This is a genomic window from Rhodococcus opacus B4, assembly GCF_000010805.1.
GTDB classification, from domain to species: Bacteria; Actinomycetota; Actinomycetes; order Mycobacteriales; family Mycobacteriaceae; genus Rhodococcus_F; species Rhodococcus_F opacus_C.
This window is the reverse complement of record NC_012522.1, coordinates 4,077,908-4,099,693: the sequence shown is the minus strand read 5'-3', so window position 1 is coordinate 4,099,693 and position 21,786 is coordinate 4,077,908. Positions and strand designations below refer to the sequence as shown.

Sequence of the window (21,786 nt, the reverse complement as noted above, 5' to 3'; positions counted from 1 at the left end):
GGCGCCTCACAACCAAAACTCTAAGTGGCCCGATCGATACATGTCCAAGACTTGTTGAGCATCGAACGATGCAGACACTGCATCAGAGAAGCTGCTGTCCGATCAGCATCAACGCACCCACACAGGACACCGCGATCGACGTCCGGCGCAGGCGAGTCGCGTCCAGGTGACGGTTCACGAACCGCGACGCCACGTACCCGAGCACCGTCACCGGAACGAGCAACGCGAACATCACCGCCGACTCGCGATGGAGCGAACCCGTCACAGCCAGGACGGCTACCGACAGCGTCGAGCCCACCAGGAAGAACGCGCTCATGTTGCCGCGCAGCTGCGCCCCCTTCGACCCCTGCATCACCAGGGCCATCGGCGGTCCGCCGATCGAGGTGGCCGTGCCGAGCAGGCCCGACGCGGCGCCGGCGACGGCGAGATTCCGGCGCCGCGGCGGCGGTGCCCAGCCCAGCGACGCGAAGACGACCCCGGACAGCACCACGGCCGCGAGCAGCAGCGACAACCCCCGTTCCGGCAGCACCACCAGCAGCAACGCACCCGCGATCGTGCCCGGCACCCGGCCGGCCAGCGCCCACCCGGTGCCCGACAGATCGAGGGCGTCGCGTTCCCGCCACACCACCATCACCGTGACGACCGTCGCCGTCATGATCAGCGTCCCGGGCAGCAGGCTCGGATCGACGAGCGCGACGACGGGTGCCGCGAGCATGCCCATCCCGAATCCGATCGACGCCTGCATGCACGACGCAAGGAAGACGGCGAACGCGATGACCGCGAACCCGGCCCCGCTCACCCGACCGCGATCGGCACGCCGAGCGCGACCGGACGGCGAGGATGGTGGCATTCGGCGACGTGGCTGCTTCCGCGCGGGTCGACGGCGGCCGGCGGCACCGTGCTCGCGCAGATGTCGGTGGCGTGGGCGCAGCGGGTGCGGAACCGGCAGCCCGACGGCGGGTTCAGCGGCGACGGAACCTCACCGTCGAGGATGATCCGCTTGCCGCGGGATTCGGCGTCCAGCTTCGGTGCCGCCGACATCAGGGCCTCGGTGTAGGGGTGGGCGGGACGGTCGAAGACGGCGTCCGTCGCACCCGTCTCCACGATCCGGCCGAGGTACATCACGGCGACGCGGTCGGCGACATGCCGGACCACCGACAGGTCGTGCGAGATGAACACGTACGAGATGCCGAGCTGTTTCTGCAGGTCGTTCAGCAGATTGAGCACCTGGGCCTGCACCGACAGGTCGAGGGCCGACACGGGTTCGTCGCAGATGACGACGCTCGGGTTCAGCGCCAGGGCGCGGGCGATCCCGAGACGTTGCCGCTGACCGCCGGAGAATTCCTGCGGGTACCGGTGCTCGTCGCTCGGCCGCAGACCCACGAGGTGCAGCAGCTCGCGCACCCGCGCCGCCCGGTCGCGGCTGGTCTTGTACATCGTCTTGTGGGTGCGCCACGGCTCGGCGATGATGTCGGCCGCCGACATCCGGGAGTTCAGCGACGCGTACGGATCCTGGAACACCATCTGCACCCGGCGGCGCAGCGCGAGCAGGTCCTTGCCCTTCAGCGAGAACGGGTCGACGCCGTCCCACGTCACCGAACCGGAGTCGGGACGCTCGAGCATCATCAGCGTGCGGGCGAGAGTGGACTTGCCGCAGCCCGATTCGCCGACGAGTCCGAGGGTTTCGCCGCGCGCCAGGTCGAGGTCGATGCCGTCGAGCGCGCGCAGTTGGTTCTTGCCCGCCTTGTTCGCGGGCACCTTGAACGTCTTGGTGAGGCCCCGCACCTTCAGAATCGACTCGGACATGTCAGACCTCCTCGGGGAAATGGCACGCCGAGCGGCGGCCTGCTGCGACGCCGGCGAGCGGCGGGCGGGTGGTGCGGCACAGGTCGCGGGCGAGCGGGCAGCGCGCCTGGTAGACGCAGCCGGACGGAATGGAGTGCAGGTCGGGCGGGGTGCCGCCGATCGACTTCAGGTCCTCGCCGCGGGCCGCGTGCACGGGTACCGAATCGAGCAGGCCCTTGGTGTACGGGTGCTGCGGCGAGGAGAAGACCTCGGCGACCGGTCCGGTCTCGACGACGTTGCCGGCATACATGATCGCGACGCGGTCGGCCTCCTCCGCGACCAGGGCGAGGTCGTGGGTGATGAGGATGACGGCCATGTCGTGCTCGGTGCGCAGATCCCGCAGCAGCGTCATGATCTGCGCCTGCACGGTGACGTCGAGTGCCGTGGTCGGCTCGTCGGCGAGCAGGACCGTCGGGCTCAGCGCGACGGCCATCGCGATCAGCAGGCGCTGCCGCATGCCGCCGGAGAACTGGTGCGGGTAGGAATCGACGCGCGATTCGGGCTCCGGAATCCCGACCCTCTGCATCAGCGAGATCGCTTCCCGTCGAGCCTCTTTCGCGGACAGGCCGCGGTGGATCCGGAACGGTTCGGCCAACTGCTTGCCGACCGTGTAGACGGGGTTGAGCGCGGTCAGTGCGTCCTGGAACACGATGGCCAGTTCGGTGGCGGCGAGGGCGCGGCGGGTCTTCGCCTTCGCCGCCACCAGGTCGACGTCGCCGAGGCGGACCGAGCCGTCGGTGACGTCGGCGATCGGTTCGAGCAGGCCGACGAGCGCCTGCGCGGTCATCGACTTGCCGCACCCCGACTCACCGAGCAGCGCGAGGGTCTCCCCGCGTCGCGCGGTGAACGACACGTGGTCGACGGCCCGGACCGTCCCCGAAGGGGTGCGCAGGTCGACGGTGAGATCCGCGACCTCGAGTGCGACGCGGTCGGTGTCTGCGGCGAGGTCGGGTGATTCGACAGCCGCTGCAGGTGCACTCATGAGACGACCTTTCGGGTGGGGAACAGCCGGGAGCGACGCGACCGCGGGACGGTCAGACGCCAGCGCTGGGCGGGGTCGGTGGCGATCCGGGCCCACGCGGCGAGCACGGTCGCCGACACGGTGGTGACGACGATGGCGAGTCCGGGGAAGAAGGACAGCCACCACGCCGTCTGCAGGTACGTCCGGCCCTGGGACACCATCAGGCCCCAGCTGATGTCCGGCGGCTGGATGCCGATGCCGAGGAAGCTCAGCGAAGACTCGGCGAGCATCACGTAGCAGAAGTCGAGGGTGGCGACGGTGAGCAGCGTCGGCAGCAGGATCGGGAACACGTGCCTGCGGATGACGGCCCCGCTGCGGGCGCCGAACGTGCGTGCGGCGTCGACGAACAACCGGCTCTGCAGTTCTGCCGACTCCGCGCGGGCGGTGCGGAGGTAGATCGGGATGCGGGTGATCGCCAGCACCAGGACGATGTTCGCCGCGCTGGGCGAGAACACGTACAGGACGACGACGGCCATCAGCAGCGACGGGAAGCTCATGATGACGTCGGCGACGCGCATCGCCGTCGTCTCCCGCCAGCCGCGGTGGTACCCGGCCCACATGCCGATGAGGGACCCGACGATGCAGGACAGCGCGACCGCGGGCAACGCCACCAGCAGGGTGGTGCGGCACGCGACGATCAACCGGGCGAGCATGCTGCGCCCGAGCGGGTCGGTGCCGAGGATGTTCATCCACCCGTTTGCCACGTGGAACGGTGCGAGGTTGGACTGGTCGAGGTTCTGGTCCGTCGCGGCGTCGCCGACCAGCCACGGGCCGAAGACTGCGACGAGGAACACGAACACCAGGATCGCCGCGGCGACCGTGGCCATCCGGTCCCGCAGGAGCAGCTTCCACAGCGGCGTCTTGTTCCGGGCGGGTTTCGGCGCGGGACCGGTTTCCTCGGCGGGAGCCTCGACGGCAGGGGTCTCGTCGGGGCCCGGGTAGACGTCGCCGGCTCCGTCCAGGCGGGGTGCGTTGTCTATGGACATGTCGGGTCTCCTAGACCTTGGTCTTCTCGCGGACACGCGCGTCGAGAAGTGCGTAGCCCGCGTCGATCAGGATGTTGAGGACGAAGATGCTGACCGCGGTCAGGAGCACCGCCGCCTGCAGGACCGCGAAATCTCGCTGCAGGATCGCGTCGATCATCAGCTTGCCGATGCCGGGCCACCCGAAGATCGCCTCGACGACGACGGCGCCGTTGACCAGGCCGACGGTGAGGTCGCCGGCCACCGTCAGCGCCGGGGCCGCGGCGTTGCGGAGTGCGTGATGTGTGACGACGCGCAGGTCGCCTGCGCCCTTGCTGCGGGCAAGCCGTACGTATGGTGCGGACAGCGCCGACACCATTGCGCCGCGCACCACCTGGGTGAGCACGCCGAGCGGGCGGATCAGCAGGGTCGCGACCGGCAGGATCCACGACAGCGCGCTTCCGGTTCCCGACGTGGGCAGCACCCCCAGCACCACCGCGAAGATCCACACGCCGGTGATGGCGAACCAGAAGTCGGGGATGCTGGCCGCGGTCATCGACAGCAGGCTCGAGATCCGATCGGCCAGCGAGTTCGGCCGGTACGCCGCCCAGCAGCCGATCACGATGGCGCCGATGATCGCGAGCAGCATCGTGAAGAACGCCAACTGCAACGTCGCCGGGAACGCGCGCAGCGCCATGGTCGCAGCGGATTCACCGGTGCGCAGCGACTCCCCGAAGTCCAGGTGGACGACCCCGGACAGGTAATCGGCCATCTGGCTCAGCACCGGCTTGTCGAGGCCGTTCTCGGCCGCGAACTCGGCGCGCTGATCGGGGGTCGCGGAGACCGGGAGGTAGAGGTTGGTCGGGTCGCCGGTGAGGCGGGCGAGCAGGAACACACCGAAGAGGACGACGAGGAGAGGTACGAGGCTGGTGTAGACGCGTCGGCGCAGGAAGGCGAACATGACTCACCGCCTTCGGATCGGGTTCGATTGGGACATCACAGTTCCTCCGGGGGCTGGGAAGAGGGTTTAGCCGTTTGCGGATGTGTCCGCGTGGGTCATCTCGCTCAGGCGCATCTCGTCGCCGGTCGCGGAGTTGGGCGTGTACTGCACGGTCGGGGACTTGGCGAGCACCGCGTTCATGTGGGCGATGTACGCGAACTGCCGGATCTCTCTCGGCTCGTTCGCCAGTACCGACGCGAACGCGTCCTGGCGGGCGTCGCCGACGAGTTGCTCGGCGGCGTCGATCTGCGCGTCGTATCCGGCCGAGCCGAAGTAGCTCTGGTAGCCGTCGCTGCGCATGTACTGATCGACGGTGAACTGCGCGTCACCCGCCTGGTTGCCGTGCTGGATCATCAGCAGAATCGGTCCGGTGCCCTGCGGGAACGGCCGGATCTGGTACTGCATCTGCCCGGCCGTGTCCATCATCTCGATCTTCACGTTGAGGCCGGCCTTGCTCAGCGAGTTCTGGATGACCTCGATGGTCTCGTTGATCTTGGGGAACTGGCCGGTGCGCCCGATCAGCCGGATCTGCTTGTCGACGGGGACGCCGTCGGCCTTGGCCTCCGCCACCAGTTGCGCGGCGCGGTCGGGGTCGAAGGGGGTCGGCTGCAGGTCGGGGTCGAACCCGACGATGCTGCTGCCGACGAGTTGACCTGCCGGGTCGCCGAGGCCCTGGAACAGCGCCTTGACGATCCCCGCCCGGTTGACGGACAGGTCGATGGCCTCGCGGACGCGGTAGTCGTCGAGCGGTGGTTCGGTGGCCATCATGCGCAACGCCGTCGTCTCGTTGTTGGGGTAGGCGGCGCCGAGGTCGCCGGCGCCGTCCTCCGGACCGAGGTAGGTGGCGAGTTCGGCCTCGTCGTTGGTGACCATCGCGGCCCGGACGCTGCCCTCGGTCCGCCACTGGTAGATCGCCCGCGTGTACTCGGGCGCCGTGCCCCAATAGGTGTCGTTGCGGACCAGGGACAGCCGCTGACCGTGATCCCAGTAGTCGATCTTGTAGGGGCCGGTGCCGATGGGATCGCGCACCTTGTCCTTCGTGTCGGTGGTGGACGGCACCATCTCCACGAACGAGATCCGCAGCGGCAGGATCGGGTCTGCGGTGGGCGTCTGGACCGTCACGGTCGACGGGTCGATCGCGTTCACGACGAGTGCGTCGTCGCCGAAGACGTACCCGTCGACGTCGCAGCCGATGGTCGAGTTGACGGTGCGGTCGATCGAGAACGCGGCGTCCTCGGCGTCGAACGCGCTGCCGTCGCTGAAGGTGACACCGGGACGGATCCGGAAAGTCCAGACGGTGTCCGAGGTCTGCTCCCACGAGTCGGCGAGCTTCGGCTCGAGGTCGCCGGTGTCGGCGTTGCGTTCCACCAGCGGCTCGGTGATGTTGGAGCGGACGACCACTCCGGTCGAGGTGAGTGACGCGTCGCAGGGTTCGAGCGTGGGCGGCTCCTGCGGGAGCACGATCCGCAACGTGTCGGGACTGGCGGCGTCGCTGTGGCTCGAATTGGCCACCGAGCAACCTGCGGCCAGAGCCGGCACCGTCAGTGCGGCGGTGGCCACGGCGACGACGCGGTAACGGGTTCCCTGCTGCAACGAACGTGCAGGGCTCATGGTGTCCTCCGTAGGGATGTGTCGCGTACTCGACGCGAGTGAAGAGGGCCCGCCTGTGACGGTAGCCACAACGCTATGAGCGGCCCGGTGGAGCGTCAACAGGGGGTGAAGGCGCAAAACCGCTCGTGAGGGCCGTCACAGATGCGAGAACGAGGAGACTGCGATCACCCCGGCGGGTCCCTGACCGGCGCATACAGGAAATTTCGGCATCTACGCACGTCAGCGCGCCGGCAACCGATGCCGTTTCAGTATCGATCCATGTTATTTACGTGTTGGACAGGTATTCCGAAGGTCGCTTAACTTACGGGTAACCGGCGGCGCGGAGAGCCGCGTCGCCACTCGTCAGGAGGCACGATGGTGACCGCAGAGGCGTCCGTGAAAGAAGCTGCCGCACAGACTGTTTCGGGAGGGCGGGTCCTGCAGGTCGGACCGCTGAAGCCGTCGCTCACCGCAACGCTCTCCGAGAAGTACGACGCCCTCACTCTTCCCCTCGGAGAAGACCGCAGCAGCTTTCTCGCCGAGCACCGCGAAACCGTCACCGCCGTCGTGACGTCCGGACGCACCGGAGTCGACGCCGCACTGATGGCCGAACTGCCGAACCTCGGCGCCATCGTGCACTTCGGAGTCGGTTACGACACAACGGATGTCGAGCGCGCGGAGGAGCTCGGCATCGGCATCAGCAACACTCCCGACGTCCTCACCGACTGCGTCGCCGACACCGCCGTCGGACTGCTGATCGACACGCTCCGCGGATTCTCCGCCTCGGACCGCTTCGTCCGCGCCGGCCGCTGGCCCGCCGAGGGCAACTTCCCCCTCACCCGGAAGGTGAGCGGCACCCGGGTCGGCATTGTCGGACTCGGCCGCATCGGCTCCGCCATCGCCGCCCGCCTCACCGGCTTCGGCTGCACGATCTCGTACCACAATCGGCGTGAGGTGCCCGATTCCCCGTTCGCGTACGTGGATTCGGCGGTGGCACTGGCCGCCGGAGTCGACGTGCTGATCGTCGCCGCGGCCGGAGGCAAGGGCACCTCGAAACTGGTCGACCGTGAGGTTCTCGAGGCATTGGGACCCGACGGTTACCTGATCAACGTGGCGCGCGGAAGTGTCGTCGACGAGGACGCGCTCGTCGAGCTGCTCACCGAACGCAAGCTCGCCGGTGCCGGACTGGACGTGTTCTCGAGGGAACCGCACGTACCCGAAGCGCTGCTCGCGCTCGATACCGTCGTTCTCCTCCCCCACGTCGGGAGCGGCACGACCGAGACCCGCGCCGCGATGGAGGCTCTGACCCTGCAGAACCTCGACGAATACCTTGCCCAGGGCACCCTGACCACCCCCGTTCTCGAGCCGAGGTCACGATGAGCGTCATTCTCAGTTACGTCCCGACCGTCGAAGGTCGTGGCGCCCTGGCCTTCGGGTTTTCCGAAGCCCATATGCGCGCAACGGATCTCGTGGTGATCGCCGACGGCAACAGCGCTTCGGCGGACGGGTTCGAAGCCGAACTGCAGTCTGCCCGCGAGGAAGCGGACGCGGCCGGCGTCGACTACCGCATCGCGCGGAACGAACCCGGCCGCTCCCACGCCGACAACCTCATCGACGCGTCCTACGACTCCGCCGCGGAACTCCTCGTCCTCGGCATGCGGCGCCGCTCCCCCGTCGGCAAGCTCCTCATGGGCAGCGTCGCGCAGCGCGTGCTCCTCGAGGCGCAGTGCCCGGTGGTCGGGGTGAAGCCGCCCGTCGCGGCCGAGGTCTGAACCCTCCGCTCGTAGCGGCCGAACCCCGGCGAATCGTGTCGTGACAGTTGTATTCTTCGCGGCACGTGCTACGAGAGGACTGCCGATGCGCCTGTCACCGTTCGCCCGAATCGGCCGGCGCGTCGTCGTCACGACCGGCGCACTGCTGCTGGCCACCGCCGTGGCCGCGTCCCCCTTCGCCGCGGCCGTGCCGGTCACGGGCACGCTCTACGTCACCGAGAACGGCACCGGTTCCGTCCTGTCCCTGCCCGCCGCCGGTGGCACCCCCACCGCGATTGCCACCGGCATCGACGGACCGGGCGGGATAGCGGCGGCGCACGACACCCTGTTCGTCACCGCCGGGGCGTCGGTCGTGTCGGTGCCCGCGGCGGGCGGCACTCCCACCACTCTCGCCACCGGGCTCGGCAACGCCTTCGACGTGGCGGTGTCCGGCGGAACGCTGTTCGTCACCGAATTCGACGCCGGCAGCGTGGTCTCGCTGCCCGCCACCGGCGGCACGCCCACCCCCGTCGTCACCGGTCTCGAGCAGCCCGTCGGGGTCGCCGTCTCCGGTGGCACCCTCTACGTCACGCTTGCCGGCGACGCGTCACCGGGCAGCGGTTCGGTGATCTCCGTGCCCGTCGCCGGGGGCACCCCCACGACCCTCGCGACCGGACTCACGCTCCCGGCGGGGATCGACGTCTCCGGGACCACCCTCTACGTCGCCGTTGCCGGCGACGGGTCCGTCGTGGCCCTGCCCGCCGCCGGCGGTACCCCCACCGTCCTCACCACCGGTCTCACCCGGCCGTTCGGTCTCACCGTCTCCGACGGCGCCGTCTACGTCGCCGTCGCGGGCGACACCGGCGCGGGCAACGGCTCAGTGGTCTCCCTGCCCGCCACCGGCGGCAGCCCCACCGTCCTGGCCGCGGGCCTGGACGAGCCGTTTTCCGTCGCCGCCGAATCGCACTGCACAGGATCACTGTGCATCCCGTTCGGCAGCTAGCCGGCGCTCGGTTCACCCAGTTCGCCGCCCGGGTGCAGCTCCACCGCGGCGACCCCCGCCCGCTCGGCGTGGTGGACGAACTCGGAACCCGGACCGAAGAACAACCGGGGACGCACGGCGTCGAGGCCGATCGGCCACAGCGTGCCGAAGTGGATCGGCACCGCGAGGCCCGCATCGACCAGCCGCGCCACGACCGCGGCCCGCGACGGGTCGAGGTGGCCCTTGCCGAGGGTCGGACCCCAGCCCCCGACGGGGAGCAGCGCGACGTCCACCGGGCCGACGTGATCGGCGAGGTCCGGGTACAGGTCGGTGTCGCCGGCGAAGTAGGTCCGCCGATCGCCCTCGACGACGAACCCGACCGCCGGCGCGACCTCCGGACCGCGTCGCCAGCGCCGACCGTCGTGGCGGGCGGGCACGGCGCGCACGGTGACCGCGCCAATCCTCGTCTCGTCGCCGGGCCGCAGCAGCACCAGGCGGTCGGCGAACTGGCGCAGCGCGGGCAGGCCGTCGACCGCCCGCCACGGGGCGACGATCGGAACGTCCGGACCGAGCAGCCGCAAGGACGGCAGGTGGGTGTGGTCGGCATGCAGGTGAGAGAGCAGGACGGCGTCCGGGTTGCGCACGTGCGGCCCGATCGGTGAAGGTCCGCGGCGGCGGCGCAGGTGCGCGACGCGGTCGGTCAGCACCGGATCGGTGAGCACGACAGTCCCGCGATCGGCGATCAGCGCGCTGGCATGTCCGAGCCACCGCACACCGAATGCGGCGGCATTCGAACCCGGAGTCGCACTCACCACCCTTACGATTCCAGACGAGGAAGGGGGCGCGATGCGCACGGTGGGCGGCGTGGTGCGGGTGCTCGTCGAGTTCCTCGTGCTCTGGGGGTCGTCGGCGCTCGCGCTCATCGTGCTCGACCGCATCCTCGGCGGCATCACCCTGGACCCGTCGAGCTTCACCCTGCTACCGACGCTCCCGGCCGCGCTGATACTCGCGCTGGTGTTCGGCCTGCTCAACGCCTCGCTGTGGCCGGTGATGATGCGGTGCATGTCGTGGATCGGCCCGGTGCTGCTGTTCGTCGGGGTGTTCTTCGCCGGCGGCGTGATCATGCTGGGGACGGTGTACCTGGTGCCGGTCGCGTCGGTGGACCAGCTGAGCGATGCGTTCGTCCTCGCGGCGCTGCTCTCGCTGTTCACCTCCGTCGTCTCGGGTGCGATCGCGTCCCGCTCCGACACCGCGTACCGGATGATGCAGGTGCGCCGGCAGCGGTTCCGGCTGCGCCGCAACGCCGCGCTCGTGGATGCGTCCCCCGGACTGTTGTGCATCCAGATCGACGGCCTCGGGTACGACGTACTGCGTCGCGCGATCGCCGACGGCGTCACGCCCGGACTGGCGAAGTTGGTGCGCGAGACCCACCGGCTGGTGCCGTGGCATACCGACTGGAGCAGTCAGACGGGTGCGACCCAGTTGGGCGTGCTGCACGGGTCCAACCACAACGTGCCTGCGTTCCGCTGGTACGACAAGACGACCGGGCGCATCTCCGTGTTCAGTAACCCCGCCGACAACGAGCAGCGTGAACTCGAACGATCCGACATACCCGGACTGCTGGCGCACGACGGTGCGAGCCGGGGCAACCTGTTCACCGGCGGCGCGCACGACAATGTGCTCGTCGTCAGCCGTATGCGCGGTGCCCGCCTCGGCGGCGGTGCCGGCTACAGCGCCTATTTCGCCGACCCGGCGAGCGCGCTGCGCACGTTCATCCGAATGGTCGCGGAACTGCAACGGGAACTGCGCCAGTCACTGCGGCAGAAACGAAAGGACGTCCGGCCGCGGGTGCCGCGGGGCGGGGTCTATCCCTTCGTACGGGCGTTCGCGACCGTGCTCGCAACCGACGTGTCCGCCGCCGCGGTGGTCGGCGATCTGATCAAGGGACGCAGCATCGTCTATGTCGACCTGATCGGCTACGACGAGGTGTCGCACCACTCCGGCATCTCCCGGCCCGAAACGCTCGCGGTGCTGACCAAAGTCGACGACGTCATCGAGATGCTGCTCGCCGTGGTGAATCAGGCCGATCGGGACTACCGCGTCGTCGTGCTGTCCGACCACGGGCAGAGTCAGGGCGCGACGTTCCTGCAGCGCTACGGCGAAACGTTGGGGCAGTTGGTCGTCCGGCTCGCCGCGCGGCGCGAGCCGGCGGCAGTGAGGCGGCACTGGTACGAGCGCGAATCCGACGTTTCCGCACAACGCGGGGCGGAGGGGCTCGGCTACGCCGCCGCCAGCGTGCACTCGCCGACCGCCTCCGAGGAGACGCACACCGCCGCGGGCGAACCGATCGTGCTCGGCTCGGGCAACCTCGGCCTGGTCTACTTCCCGCACCTGCCCGGACGCGCCGACGTCGGTGCCATCGAGGCCGCCCACCCCGGCCTGCTCGCCGGGCTGCGCGAGCATCCCGGGATCGGTTTCCTGCTCGTCGCCGCCCCCGGCGGGTCCGTGGTGCTCGGGCCACACGGTCAGGTCGACGTGACAACCGGCGAGGTCACCGGCCGGAACCCGCTCGCGCTGATGGGCCCCGACGCGCTGGCGAAAGTGCGGCGCACCGACACCTTCGACAACGTCGCCGACATCATGGTCGGCGGCATGTACTGGCCCGACACCGACGAAGTCGCGGCGTTCGAGGAACAGGTCGGCTCGCACGGCGGCATGGGCGGACCGCAGAGCACTCCGTTCCTCGTCTACCCCGCCGACCTGCCCGCACCGCCCGACCCGCTGCACGGCGCCGAAGCTGTACATCAGGTGCTCATCGGCTGGCGAGATCTGTCGATGGATCCAAACCCGACGGTGCCGAAGCAGGACACGACCACTCACGCGGACAACCCGTGATGCCCGTGAGCGCTCTGGCACGGTTGTGGGCAGGGATCGGCTTTCGCTCCCAGTCGACCTGCCGCGGCGGGATGAACGTGGGGTGCCGATCGGCCCTCATCACGATCTCCCAGTCACTGTGGTGGAGCAGACGGTGATGAAAACCGCAGAGCAGCACGAGGTTACCCATATCGGATGGGCGTGCTCCGGCGAGATGTTGGTGTCATAGAACTCGTCCGCGATCTCCGGCTGGCGTCGCAAACCTCTGCCCAGCATCACGATTCGCCCCGCCGCACCCACCTCGAGCAGCGTCCTGGACGCCGGCCACATCTTGACGTTCGGAAATCCCAGCACATCGACCGTGCAGCGGTAGTCGACGACGAGTTTGACGCGCAAGGCCTCGAGTTTCTGAATCTCGTCCGACAACGCCCCCTGGATATCCTCCCCGATCCCCATGCACCCAGCATGGTTCGAACAAACATTCGAGTCAATGCCTGATTTCGAACACGGCGCCGAATTGAATTGCGGCGCGGATGAACCCGTCGAAGTCCGGCGTGAGAAGGAGCTAGTCGTAGATGACGGCAAGACCCCGGCGCTCGAGGTCAGCCAAACCGTCCCGCATGGATTGAAGCTGTTCAGGTGAGTGCCCCACCCAGTCCGTGATCTCGCCGACAATTCGCACGGGCTCCCGGGTGCGGTAGGAGCGAGTCGGATTCCCGGGATACTTCTTGTCCGTCACATTCGGGTCGTCCTCCAGCGCGCCTTCCGGCTCCACGATGTAGATGCGACACCGGCCCTCACCCACAGCCAGCTCGGCTCCCCACACTGCGGCATCCAACGTGTGCGTCATGTACACGTGGTTCGCGAGCCGCCCTCCGCCATAGTTCGACCGGCGACCGGGCAGCAGCAGATCACCCACCGAGAGGTCGGCCTTGGTGCCGTGAAGGAGCGCACCCGACTCGTGCACTTCGAAAGGTTTCGGCGTGCTCGTCACGACGACCTCCATCCGTTGTAGGTGGTCGGAAGATTGTGCGGCACGTCAGGGGCCTTGCCGCAAGCCCCCCTCTCTGCCATATGGTGAGAACGGGAGCAACGCGCGCCGCCCCATCCGTAACCGCGGCGGCGCCGAATACCTGCCGTGGGAATGCGGATCGACGGGGCCGACGAGGGCGCGCGACTCGGCGGTCGCCTACTGACCCTGGTGGGCGATCGTGACTTCCACGCGCTCGCTCCCGCAATCTCTCAGATCGCGTGCGACGACGGCGACCGGTCGGTGTTCAGCTCGGTGGTGACGTGGATGGTCACGACCATCGCCGACCTCGTCGCCGATCCGACAGCCAGCATCGACGACGCCGTCGACAGCTTCATCAGTGTCGTCCCCGTCGTGCACGACACCACCGAATTCGACGAGGAGCTGCCCGCACCCGCCGAGTGGTTGTTCACGGCCGTCGTGCGGCACCTGCAGAGCAGGCACCGCACGGGATCCGTCCTCCCTCCACCGGAGCCGGCCGACTCCGCCCTCACCCGCACGCAGGCCCTCGTCGAGGCGCTGCTCTGGCTGGACGCGCTCCTCGATCGCGGTCACAGTCTGTAGCCGAGCTGTCAGGGTTGCACGGGCGGAGTGTAGGTGAGTGTGTCCCCCAGGAACCACAGCAGTCCGAGCACGATGGGCAGGTGGAAGACGAGCTGCACGGCCGTGAACCCGACGAGGTGCCGGGCGCGCAGGCCGAGGATGCCGAGGAGCGGCAGCATCCAGAAGGGGTTGACGAGATTGGGCAGCGCCTCCGCGGCGTTGTAGATCTGGACCGTCCACCCGAGATGCGCCTGTAGGTCGTTGGACGCCTGCATGACGTACGGGGCCTCGATGATCCACTTGCCCCCGCCCGAGGGGATGAACAACCCGAGCACCGCCGAGTAGATACCGATGACCAATCCGAACGTGCCGTGCGAGGCGATGTTCACGAAGCCCTCGGAAATGTAGTGCGCCACCGTGTTGCCGTCGGCGTCCTGCGCCCGGGTCATGATGGCGGCGATGCCGGCGTAGAACGGGAACTGGACCAGGATGCTCGCGCACGCGGGCACCGCATTCTTCACCGCGAGCAGGAAGCGCCGTGGACGCCTGTGCAGCAGCATGCCCAACGTCAGGAAAAGCAGGTTGTACGTGCTCAGGTTGGAGATCACGAGAATCGGATCGTTCGCCGCGAACTCCCGTAGCAGCCAGCCGAATACGAGCGCACCGACGATCAGAGGCAGCACCGGGCTGTATTCGAGCCAGTCGCCGGGACGCTCCCGCTTCGGCAACGGCGGCGACACGTCGTGGACGTCCACCCCCGCGGTGACCGAATTCGCCTTGTGCGGCGCGGACAGATACGCGATCACGATGCTGACCACGAAGATCACCGCCGCGAGAAACAGCGACTGCCACAGGAAGATCGTGTCCCGGAACGGGATGACACCGGTGATCGCGAGCAGCTCGGGGGTGAGGCTCTTCGGATTCGCCTGCAGCTGCGCCGCCGAGGAGCTCAGCCCGAGCGCCCAGATTCCGCCGATTCCCAGATAGGCGGCCGCGCCGGCGGCGCGGTAATCGAGGCCGAGGTCGGTGCGGCGCGCCATCGCCCGCGCCAGCAAACCGGCGAAGACCAGTCCGAAACCCCAGTTCACCATGGACGTCACGAGGCTCACCACCGCGATGAACGTGACGCCGCCGCGGGCGGTGCGCGGTATCGCCGCGAGCCGCGTGATGAGACGTTCGGCGGGCGGCGACGACGCCACGATGTAGCCGGTGACCACCACCATCGCCATCTGCATCGTGAACGGGATCAGATCCCAGAAACCGGTCGAGAAGTTCGTCGCGACCGTCGCGGGCGACGCGCCGATGGCGAGCGCGGCCCCCGCCACCAGCGCCACCGCGAGCAGCGCGAAGATGAACGCGTCCGGGAACCACCGTTCGATGACCGACGCAAACCGCAGCGCGACCCGGGCCAGGAAGCCCTCGCGGGCGTCCTGCTGTTGCTCATCACGAACGTCGGATTCGATTGTGCTGCTCATGATGTCGCTACCTTCGGTCGACGCGGCACGACGGGCAGACTCGAGGCGATGCCCACGGAGGTCTCGAACATCTGCGCGTGCGCGAGCAGCCGGGCCTCCTGCCCCGGCGCACCGACCAACTGCAGCCCCACCGGCAGTCCGGCGTCGGAGAAACCGCACGGGAGCGCGACGACCGGGCACCCGGTGAGACTCACGCAGAACGTGATCGCGATCCAGTCGATGTACGTCCGTGACTCGACGCCGTCGATGCGTTCGGGATACGTCCACTCGGCCGGGAAGGGATCGAGCGGCGCCGACGGGATCACCAGCAGATCGTGGGTCTCGAAGTAGTCCGCCATCTCGTGGAACAGTTGTCCGCGAACGCGTTCCGCCGACAGCAGCGTCTGCGTGGTCTGGCTGAGTCCGCGCTCGATGTTCCAGACGATGTCGGGCTTGATCTCGCTGCGATGTTCGGCGAGAAGCCCGCCGTGCACCGCCGCCACCAGATGGCTGCGCAGTGCCTGGAAGGCGTCGTAGGCGCCGGTGAAGTCCGGGCAGTCCGCCACGACGTCGGCGCCCAGTGCGTCGAAGTGCTTCATCGCGTCACCGCAGACGCGGCGCATCGCCGGTTCCACGGGCAGGCACCCGAGATCCGGGCTGAAACCGACGCGGGTGGGCGGGCCGAAGGTCGCCAGTCGTTCCAGGAACGACAGCGGCCGTTCCGGTTTCGTCAACGGGTCGTGCAGGTCGTGCCCGACCATCGCGTCCAGCATCAGGGCGACGTCACCGACGTTGCGCGCCATCGGCCCCTCCACCCACAGCGGGTCGAACGGGATCGCCGGCCGGCGCCGCGGGATCCGACCGGGAGTCGGCCGCAGACCGACGGTCGCGTTGTATCCGGACGGGGTGCGGAGGCTGCCGCCCAGGTCGTTGCCGGTCGCCAGCCAGGCGCTGCCGGAGGCGAGCGCGGCGGCCGAACCACCGGAAGAACCGCCCACCGACCGGTCGAGGTTCCACGGGTTGCGGCTGGGCCCGAACAGCGTGTTGTACGTGTGACCGCCCGCGAACTCGGGCACGTTGGACTTGGCGTACGGAATGCCACCGTTGTTCTCGAGGACGCTCACCATCGCGTCGGACCGGGTGGCGACGTGGTCGGCGAACAGCGGGGAACCGTGCGTCGTGCGCTGCCCCGCCACGTCGTTGTAGTCCTTCACCGCGACCGGTAGCCCGGCGAGCAGGCCGCGCCCCGCCGGATCGGGAACTTCGGCCTCCAATCGTGCCGCCCGTTCGGCGGCGGCGTCGAAGAACTGGATCGGCAGGGAGTTGACCTGCCGGTCTGCGTCGGCAACGTGCCTGCGGAGTGCCTCGAGCACGCTCGTCGGCGTCTCTGCTCCTTCGCGCAGCAACCGGACGACCTCGCGTGCGGGTTTCTGGATCAGATCGGACATCGGGGCTCCTATCGAACGAACGTGGCTTTCGGCCCCAAGCGTCACCCCGATGCCGGATTCGAGCAATGAATTCAGGCAATATGGAGGATTCAGCCGTATGATTGGCCGATCATGCCGGAACACTCAGTGGATCCCCTGGACCGCAAGATCATCGCCGCGCTGATCGTCGACGGCCGCGCGACGTGGTCGACGATCGCCGCCGCGCTCGGCGAGGCCGAGCGCACGGTCGCACGCCGAGGGTCACGACTGCTGGAAACCGGGATGGTGGAAGTCCGCGGGATGGCGGATCCGCATCGCACCGCCGACTCCGATCCGTTCATCGTCCACGGCCGGTGCCGCCCGGACAGCACGTTGACGGCCGCCGTCGCGCTCGCGCACCGACCGGAGACCGTGACGGTGTACGTCCTGTCGGGACCGCAGCACTGCTACGCCGACATCTGGGCGCCCCGCCGCCGGCAGTCCCGGCTGTTCCTGCAGGAGATGGCGACCCCGTCCGGTTTTCTGCAGATGGACATCTCGCCGGTGCTGGAATACATACGTACGCTTCACGACTGGGAACCGGGAATCCTGACCCCGTCGCAGACCTCCGGCATACGCCGAATCCCGAAAACCCGCTGGCCGCAATTCACCGACCCGGTCGTCCTCGACCGGGAAGACAAGGCACTCGTGCGGTTGGTCGTCGAGAACGGCCGGGCGAGTTTCGAGGAACTGTCCCGGCTGGTCGGCATCTCCGAACAGACCGTCAAACGACGCCTCGACAAGATGCGGCAGTCCGGGCTGCTCACGTTCCGCGCGGTGTTCGACCCGGCGCTGATCGGCCTCCCCGTCGCCGCGCTGCTGTGGATCCGGGCGCGACCGTCGCGGGTGTCGGCCGTCGCGCAGGCGCTCGCCGGGCAGCCCTTTCTCCGTTACGCGGCGATCATCATGGGCGATTATCAGATCGTCGCGGACTTCCGGCTGCCCTCCAAGGAAGCCCTGCGCGAATTGATGCTCGAAGCCGAGTGGCTCGAGCACGTCGACCGGCTGGAGAGTTCGCTGATCCTGGAAACCCTCAAACAGAGCCGGGTGCTGGCCGACGACCTCGGCTAGCGGCGCTGAGCACGCCCGACACGACCCCGTGTCGCATATGTCGGTCCCGCCCCGTACGGTAAGTCGCAGTTGAGTACACAGCTACCGAGTTCACGGGACGTCCGACGTGTCCGTGCTCCGTTCTGGCGTAGCGCTCGCGCACAGTGCGCGAGGACGCCCTTCACTTCGAACTTCTCGTGATCTGCCGGAATTTGTTCTTCCGGACCATCGATCTCCGGGGTGCCTGCATGACGAAGTCCGCGGGCGGCGCGACGGTCACAACAGTCGAAAGGCACCGTTCATGCCACTCACCGAGCAGCACACCACCCGGTACGCCGATGCCCTGATGACCCTCGCGCTGGCGGCCCGCCGCCCGGCGTCCGTCGTCAACACCGGCACCGGCTATGCGGTCAGGGTCGATTTCGAGCACAGCGTCCATCTGCTTGCCACCAACGCGCCGGGGGATCTCAGCACCGATCCGGACGCGCAACACCCGTGGACGGTGCGTTTCGTTCAGAGGGAGCCGGGAGGCGAGGACACCCACTTGGTCGAGGTCACCGGGGAATGGCTCGCCGACGCCTTCGACCGCGCACTCGCGGCCCTGCCGATCGCCGGGATCGGGGACGACCCGGAGTCCGAACTGTCGTCACCGGCCGGCAGCGTAGCGCCGACCCCCTCCGGGTAGGCGGTCCGCGAGCCGGCCCAACCGCTCGACCGCGGGCAGCGCCTGCGCGATCTTCTCCGCGTCGCGGGCGATGATCTCGGCGCTCTGATCGATGCCCTTCGCGCTGACGGCGAGCCCCTCCGCGGTCTCCGCGATCTGCTTCGCGGCGTCGAGTAGTTCGGACAGGTCGTCCATGGCGGGACCCAGGCGGTCGATCAGTACCCCGATCTGGCGGATGCGGAGCACGACCACCGTGACGGCCCGTTCCCACTCTCGAATCTCGCTCGAGACGTTCTGCAGGATCTTGATGGGAGACTCCTTGTCGGTACTCGGCCGGTGACGGGCGTCCAACCTATCCGTTACTCTCAGTATCCAGTACCCCGCTGGCTCAGATCGTGCCCCGTCGCCGCGCGCGCATAGGACTGGAGGCTGGCGATCACCTCGGCGCGGCTGCGCCGGCCTGCCAGCACCTCCATCTGGTAGCCGTCCTCCATCGCGACGAAATTGGCGGCGAGCATGCGCGGCGGGTCGGTGAGCGCGAAGTGGCCCTGCGTCTGCCCGATGACGAGAATGCCGGAGTAGACGGCGATTTGGCGCTCGGTCAGGGAACTGTCGAGGGCCGCCGCCTTGGCGTCGCGCAGAGATCGCGGCCAGCACTCGAACAGGAGACGGACCAGTTCGTCGTCCGGTCCGCTCGCGACACCGTGGTCGATGCAGGCCCGGAGGCGGTCGCGTGCGTCGGGGAACTGTTCGGCGACGCGCTCGCGCTCCTGACTGAAGCGCTCGATGGCCCGCTGATACGTGTCGTAGATCAGGGCATCGAGGTCGCCGTAGTAGAGAACCGCCGCGGGTGTCACCCCCGCCTGCTCCGCGATGTCGCGCAGACGCACCCCCTCCAGTCCACGCGCGAGCACCGCCCGCTGGACGGCCTCGCCGAGTTCGGCCCGGCGGGCCCCCTGATCCTTCTTCCGCGCCACTGCCTTCGCCCCTGTTCGCCCTCGTTCTTATACGGAGATTTAGAGAATACCCGCCCAGCTATTGACAGGTAGATCACACTTCTCTTAAATTTTTGTTTAACGAATCCGTTCGAACTCAGGAGCCACCGTGCCGACCAACCCCACCGAAGCCGAGACCAGCCTCGACCCACCACCCACGCCCACCGGGAAGGGCCTGCAAAGCGGCTCCGTCGGCCTGCTCGCCGCGGTCACGCTCGGCCTGTCGTCGGTCGCGCCGGCGTACAGCATCGCCGTCACCCTCGGTTTCGTGACGATGGTCGTCGGCAACCTCGCACCTGCCGCCCTCCTTCTCGGTTTCGTGCCGATCCTGCTGACGGCGTTCGCCTTTCGTGAGCTGAACCGGGAGATGCCGGACTGCGGCACCACGTTCGTCTGGACCACACGCGCCTTCGGTCCGCACACGGGGTGGCTGTCCGGCGGCTGGGTGGTGCAGATCGCCACGCTCATCGCGATGACGGCACTCGCCCGGGTCGGAGCCGGGTACCTCCTGACCCTGCTCGGGCTGGACTCGCTGGCGTCCAACGATGTCGCGGTGATCGTCACCGCGGTCCTGATCGTCGCCGCAGTCACCGCCGTCGCCTACCGCGGTCTGCAACTCGCCGCGTCGGTGCAGTACGTGCTGCTGGGACTGCAGGTGGTTGCCCTGTTCGGATTCGGCGCGGCCGCGTTCGCTCGTGGCGGAGCGTCCGCACCCAGCCTGTCCTGGCTGAACCCCCTCGCATTCGGCGGCTTCGGCCCGTTCGCCGAGGCGGTGCTGCTGTGCCTGTTCATCTACTGGGGGTGGGACGCGCTGATCACCGTCAACGAGGAAACCCGCGACAGCGACCGCATCCCGGGCCAGGCCGCGGTGATCTCCACCCTCGTCCTGCTCGGGACGTACCTCTTCACCGGATTCGCCGCGATCAGCTTCGCCGGCATCGGCACCGACGGTCTGGGCCTGGGCAATCCGGACAACGCGGGCGACGTCCTCGCCACCCTCGGGCCGCCGGTACTCGGCGCGACCCTGTCGAAGGTGGTCGAACTCGCCATCTGCGTGTCGGCGATCTCGGCGCTGCTCACCTGCGTCCTCGGTAGCTCCCGCGCCACCCTGTCGATGGGCGCGCACGGCGCCCTCCCCCGCGCCTTCACCCGCATTCACCCCACCTACCGCACGCCCGCGTTCGGCACCGTCTTCTTCGGTACCACCGCCGCGGTTCTGCTCACCGCCCTCACACTCGTCTCGGGCAACTTCCTCGGCGACGCCATCCTGTCGATCGGCCTGCTCATCGCGTTCTACTACGGCGTCACCGGCCTCGCCTGCGTCTGGTACTTCCGGCGACGCCTGAACGACTCCCCGCGCGACCTGTTCCTCCGGGGCATCCTGCCCGCACTGGGCGCGACGATCATGCTCGCCGCCTTCGCACGCAGCGCCCACGACATGCTCGACCCCGGCTACGGGGCGACCTCGTTCCACGGCATCGGCGGAGTGTTCCTGCTCGGTGTCGGTTCGATCGCCGTCGGCGCCGTCGCGATGGTGCTCGCCCGAACCCGTTTCCGCCGCTTCTTCCGAGACGGCCGCACCGCCGTCACCCGCCTGACCGTCACAGAGGACTGAACCATGCGCACACTGACCATCGCCGCCGTGCAAACCGCCCCTATCGCGTTCGACGTGGAGGCCACCTGGCAACGGTTCGCCGACCAGGTCCGCGCCGTACGCGACACCTTCCCCCACGTCGAACTCGTCGTGGTTCCCGAACTGATGCTGGCAGCCGAGGCGCCCCTCCTGCAGGCCCGCGCCGACTGGATGGACCGGGTCGCCCTGCCGCTCGACGGCCCCCACCTCGACCGGATCTGCGCACTCGCCGAGGAGACCGGTTTGTGGCTGGTGCCGGGAAGCCTCTACGAACGCGACGACGACAGGATCTACAACACCGCGATCGCCGTGTCACCGCTCGGCGAGGTCGTGGCCCGCTACCGCAAGGTCTTCCCCTGGCAGCCCTACGAGCAGACCGCACCCGGCAGCGAATTCGTCGTCTTCGACATCCCCGGCACCGGCCGGATCGGGCTGGCCATCTGCTACGACGGCTCCTTCCCCGAGACCGCACGCCAACTCGCGTGGCTCGGCGCCGAAGTGATCATCCAGCCCACCCTCACCACCACCCGCGACCGCGAGATGGAACTCGTCTGCTCGCGGGCCAACGCCTGGACCAACCAGGTCTACGTCGTCAACGTCAACGGCGCCGACCCGGCCGGCGTCGGTGCGAGCGTGGTGGTCGATCCCGAGGGCGTCATCCGGCAGCAGGCCGGCTCGGGAGAGGAGGTCCTCGTCGACACCCTCGACCTCGACGCCGTGACCCGGGTCCGGTCGTACGGCACGTTCGGCCTCAACCGCCCCTGGGACCAGATCGCCCGGTACGGAACCGAGATTCGACTCCCGATGTACGACGGCGCCGGAATCCAGACACCGCCGTGGCACGACAACGCCGTGCCGATCCCGGCGGTCACGACCCGCTGACATCTTCCCCGGGGAAGGCGGTTGCGGAGAGAGCCGCCCTCGCC

Annotated in this window: 21 protein-coding genes and 1 pseudogene; 9 read left to right on the top strand and 13 right to left on the bottom strand. The window is 68.6% G+C overall.

Features of this window, described 5'->3' with window-relative positions; all coding sequences use genetic code 11:
• Window positions 1-82: 82 nt before the first annotated feature.
• The 6 genes from ROP_RS18765 to ROP_RS18740 all read right to left on the bottom strand — a co-directional run bounded on the left by ROP_RS18765 (window position 83) and on the right by ROP_RS18740 (window position 6,439).
• Entirely contained in the window at window positions 83-799 is a 717-nt protein-coding gene (locus tag ROP_RS18765; protein ID WP_012690989.1) for a sulfite exporter TauE/SafE family protein, read from the bottom strand.
• Window positions 796-1,806, bottom strand: coding sequence for an ABC transporter ATP-binding protein (locus ROP_RS18760; protein ID WP_012690988.1), 1,011 nt, complete (start codon window positions 1,804-1,806; stop codon window positions 796-798). Before ROP_RS18760 ends, ROP_RS18765 begins: the two co-directional genes overlap by 4 nt.
• A 1-nt stretch (window position 1,807) precedes the next feature.
• Window positions 1,808-2,827: an ABC transporter ATP-binding protein gene (locus tag ROP_RS18755; protein WP_012690987.1), complete on the bottom strand. Its 1,020-nt coding sequence runs from the start codon at window positions 2,825-2,827 to the stop codon at window positions 1,808-1,810.
• Window positions 2,824-3,852, bottom strand: a complete 1,029-nt coding sequence (locus ROP_RS18750) for an ABC transporter permease (protein WP_012690986.1) — start codon at window positions 3,850-3,852, stop codon at window positions 2,824-2,826. Before ROP_RS18750 ends, ROP_RS18755 begins: the two co-directional genes overlap by 4 nt.
• Before the next feature lie 10 nt (window positions 3,853-3,862).
• Window positions 3,863-4,789 carry an ABC transporter permease gene (locus ROP_RS18745; RefSeq protein ID WP_012690985.1) on the bottom strand — a complete coding sequence of 309 codons (927 nt, stop codon included), beginning with the start codon at window positions 4,787-4,789 and terminating at the stop codon, window positions 3,863-3,865.
• Window positions 4,790-4,855: 66 nt separating this feature from the next.
• Window positions 4,856-6,439, bottom strand: coding sequence for an ABC transporter substrate-binding protein (locus ROP_RS18740; protein WP_012690984.1), 1,584 nt, complete (start codon window positions 6,437-6,439; stop codon window positions 4,856-4,858).
• Window positions 6,440-6,793: 354 nt separating this feature from the next.
• Between ROP_RS18740 and ROP_RS18735 the strand changes: the two genes are divergently transcribed.
• The 3 genes from ROP_RS18735 to ROP_RS18725 all read left to right on the top strand — a co-directional run bounded on the left by ROP_RS18735 (window position 6,794) and on the right by ROP_RS18725 (window position 9,172).
• Window positions 6,794-7,798 carry a 2-hydroxyacid dehydrogenase gene (locus ROP_RS18735; RefSeq protein ID WP_043824966.1) on the top strand — a complete coding sequence of 335 codons (1,005 nt, stop codon included), beginning with the start codon at window positions 6,794-6,796 and terminating at the stop codon, window positions 7,796-7,798.
• Window positions 7,795-8,190 (top strand): universal stress protein, encoded by a 396-nt coding sequence (locus tag ROP_RS18730; protein ID WP_012690982.1) that lies wholly within the window; start codon window positions 7,795-7,797, stop codon window positions 8,188-8,190. The genes ROP_RS18735 and ROP_RS18730 overlap by 4 nt, the downstream gene beginning before the upstream one ends.
• An 85-nt stretch (window positions 8,191-8,275) precedes the next feature.
• Window positions 8,276-9,172 (top strand): hypothetical protein, encoded by an 897-nt coding sequence (locus ROP_RS18725; protein WP_043824964.1) that lies wholly within the window; start codon window positions 8,276-8,278, stop codon window positions 9,170-9,172.
• On the opposite strand, the gene ROP_RS18720 is transcribed toward ROP_RS18725, so the two are convergent.
• The gene (locus tag ROP_RS18720) at window positions 9,169-9,963 is read right to left on the bottom strand and encodes an MBL fold metallo-hydrolase (protein ID WP_012690980.1); all 795 of its coding nucleotides are present in this window, start codon (window positions 9,961-9,963) and stop codon (window positions 9,169-9,171) included. The two genes, ROP_RS18725 and ROP_RS18720, sit on opposite strands and share 4 nt — an antisense overlap.
• Window positions 9,964-9,997: 34 nt before the next feature.
• Between ROP_RS18720 and ROP_RS18715 the strand changes: the two genes are divergently transcribed.
• Window positions 9,998-12,046 carry a phage holin family protein gene (locus ROP_RS18715; RefSeq protein WP_012690979.1) on the top strand — a complete coding sequence of 683 codons (2,049 nt, stop codon included), beginning with the start codon at window positions 9,998-10,000 and terminating at the stop codon, window positions 12,044-12,046.
• A gap of 177 nt (window positions 12,047-12,223) precedes the next feature.
• Here the strand turns inward: ROP_RS18715 and ROP_RS18710 are convergent.
• Window positions 12,224-12,481, bottom strand: a pseudogene (locus ROP_RS18710) (HNH endonuclease); the annotation flags it as partial.
• A 109-nt stretch (window positions 12,482-12,590) separates the two neighbouring features.
• Entirely contained in the window at window positions 12,591-13,031 is a 441-nt protein-coding gene (gene arr / locus ROP_RS18705) for an NAD(+)--rifampin ADP-ribosyltransferase (RefSeq protein WP_012690977.1), read from the bottom strand.
• Between the two features lie 138 nt (window positions 13,032-13,169).
• On the opposite strand from arr, the gene ROP_RS18700 reads away from it, so the two are divergent.
• A complete protein-coding gene (locus ROP_RS18700; RefSeq protein ID WP_043824962.1) occupies window positions 13,170-13,619 on the top strand; it encodes a hypothetical protein in 450 nt (149 codons plus the stop codon).
• Window positions 13,620-13,627: 8 nt separating this feature from the next.
• Here the strand turns inward: ROP_RS18700 and ROP_RS18695 are convergent, their stop codons facing one another.
• Entirely contained in the window at window positions 13,628-15,073 is a 1,446-nt protein-coding gene (locus tag ROP_RS18695) for a short-chain fatty acid transporter (protein WP_012690975.1), read from the bottom strand.
• Window positions 15,070-16,500: an amidase gene (locus ROP_RS18690; RefSeq protein WP_012690974.1), complete on the bottom strand. Its 1,431-nt coding sequence runs from the start codon at window positions 16,498-16,500 to the stop codon at window positions 15,070-15,072. The genes ROP_RS18695 and ROP_RS18690 overlap by 4 nt, the downstream gene beginning before the upstream one ends.
• 111 nt (window positions 16,501-16,611) lie before the next feature.
• Between ROP_RS18690 and ROP_RS18685 the strand changes: the two genes are divergently transcribed.
• Together ROP_RS18685 and ROP_RS18680 are read left to right on the top strand one after the other, a co-directional pair.
• Window positions 16,612-17,589, top strand: a complete 978-nt coding sequence (locus tag ROP_RS18685) for an Lrp/AsnC family transcriptional regulator (protein ID WP_012690973.1) — start codon at window positions 16,612-16,614, stop codon at window positions 17,587-17,589.
• Between the two features lie 280 nt (window positions 17,590-17,869).
• Window positions 17,870-18,253 (top strand): hypothetical protein, encoded by a 384-nt coding sequence (locus tag ROP_RS18680; RefSeq protein ID WP_012690972.1) that lies wholly within the window; start codon window positions 17,870-17,872, stop codon window positions 18,251-18,253.
• Here ROP_RS18680 and ROP_RS18675 read toward each other — a convergent pair.
• Together ROP_RS18675 and ROP_RS18670 are read right to left on the bottom strand one after the other, a co-directional pair.
• Entirely contained in the window at window positions 18,215-18,583 is a 369-nt protein-coding gene (locus ROP_RS18675) for a hypothetical protein (RefSeq protein WP_012690971.1), read from the bottom strand. The genes ROP_RS18680 and ROP_RS18675 overlap by 39 nt on opposite strands.
• A gap of 14 nt (window positions 18,584-18,597) precedes the next feature.
• Window positions 18,598-19,209 carry a TetR/AcrR family transcriptional regulator gene (locus tag ROP_RS18670; protein WP_012690970.1) on the bottom strand — a complete coding sequence of 204 codons (612 nt, stop codon included), beginning with the start codon at window positions 19,207-19,209 and terminating at the stop codon, window positions 18,598-18,600.
• Between the two features lie 127 nt (window positions 19,210-19,336).
• On the opposite strand from ROP_RS18670, the gene ROP_RS18665 reads away from it, so the two are divergent.
• On the top strand, window positions 19,337-20,842 hold the full coding sequence (locus ROP_RS18665; protein ID WP_012690969.1) for an APC family permease: 1,506 nt from the start codon (window positions 19,337-19,339) through the stop codon (window positions 20,840-20,842).
• Window positions 20,843-20,845: 3 nt separating this feature from the next.
• Window positions 20,846-21,742: a carbon-nitrogen hydrolase family protein gene (locus ROP_RS18660; protein WP_012690968.1), complete on the top strand. Its 897-nt coding sequence runs from the start codon at window positions 20,846-20,848 to the stop codon at window positions 21,740-21,742.
• The last annotated feature ends 44 nt before the right edge of the window (window positions 21,743-21,786 follow it).

What these genes read in the sequence shown, in the direction of transcription:
- ROP_RS18680 (WP_012690972.1), top strand. Translation starts at nt 17,870, where the DNA reads ATGCCACTCACCGAGCAGCACACCACCCGGTACGCCGATGCCCTGATG.
- ROP_RS18755 (WP_012690987.1), bottom strand. Translation starts at nt 2,827, where the DNA reads ATGAGTGCACCTGCAGCGGCTGTCGAATCACCCGACCTCGCCGCAGAC.
- ROP_RS18760 (WP_012690988.1), bottom strand. Translation starts at nt 1,806, where the DNA reads ATGTCCGAGTCGATTCTGAAGGTGCGGGGCCTCACCAAGACGTTCAAG.
- ROP_RS18695 (WP_012690975.1), bottom strand. Translation starts at nt 15,073, where the DNA reads ATGAGCAGCACAATCGAATCCGACGTTCGTGATGAGCAACAGCAGGAC.
- arr (WP_012690977.1), bottom strand. Translation starts at nt 13,031, where the DNA reads ATGGAGGTCGTCGTGACGAGCACGCCGAAACCTTTCGAAGTGCACGAG.
- ROP_RS18685 (WP_012690973.1), top strand. Translation starts at nt 16,612, where the DNA reads ATGCCGGAACACTCAGTGGATCCCCTGGACCGCAAGATCATCGCCGCG.
- ROP_RS18660 (WP_012690968.1), top strand. Translation starts at nt 20,846, where the DNA reads ATGCGCACACTGACCATCGCCGCCGTGCAAACCGCCCCTATCGCGTTC.
- ROP_RS18725 (WP_043824964.1), top strand. Translation starts at nt 8,276, where the DNA reads ATGCGCCTGTCACCGTTCGCCCGAATCGGCCGGCGCGTCGTCGTCACG.
- ROP_RS18750 (WP_012690986.1), bottom strand. Translation starts at nt 3,852, where the DNA reads ATGTCCATAGACAACGCACCCCGCCTGGACGGAGCCGGCGACGTCTAC.
- ROP_RS18735 (WP_043824966.1), top strand. Translation starts at nt 6,794, where the DNA reads ATGGTGACCGCAGAGGCGTCCGTGAAAGAAGCTGCCGCACAGACTGTT.
- ROP_RS18700 (WP_043824962.1), top strand. Translation starts at nt 13,170, where the DNA reads ATGCGGATCGACGGGGCCGACGAGGGCGCGCGACTCGGCGGTCGCCTA.
- ROP_RS18730 (WP_012690982.1), top strand. Translation starts at nt 7,795, where the DNA reads ATGAGCGTCATTCTCAGTTACGTCCCGACCGTCGAAGGTCGTGGCGCC.
- ROP_RS18690 (WP_012690974.1), bottom strand. Translation starts at nt 16,500, where the DNA reads ATGTCCGATCTGATCCAGAAACCCGCACGCGAGGTCGTCCGGTTGCTG.
- ROP_RS18740 (WP_012690984.1), bottom strand. Translation starts at nt 6,439, where the DNA reads ATGAGCCCTGCACGTTCGTTGCAGCAGGGAACCCGTTACCGCGTCGTC.
- ROP_RS18745 (WP_012690985.1), bottom strand. Translation starts at nt 4,789, where the DNA reads ATGTTCGCCTTCCTGCGCCGACGCGTCTACACCAGCCTCGTACCTCTC.
- ROP_RS18715 (WP_012690979.1), top strand. Translation starts at nt 9,998, where the DNA reads ATGCGCACGGTGGGCGGCGTGGTGCGGGTGCTCGTCGAGTTCCTCGTG.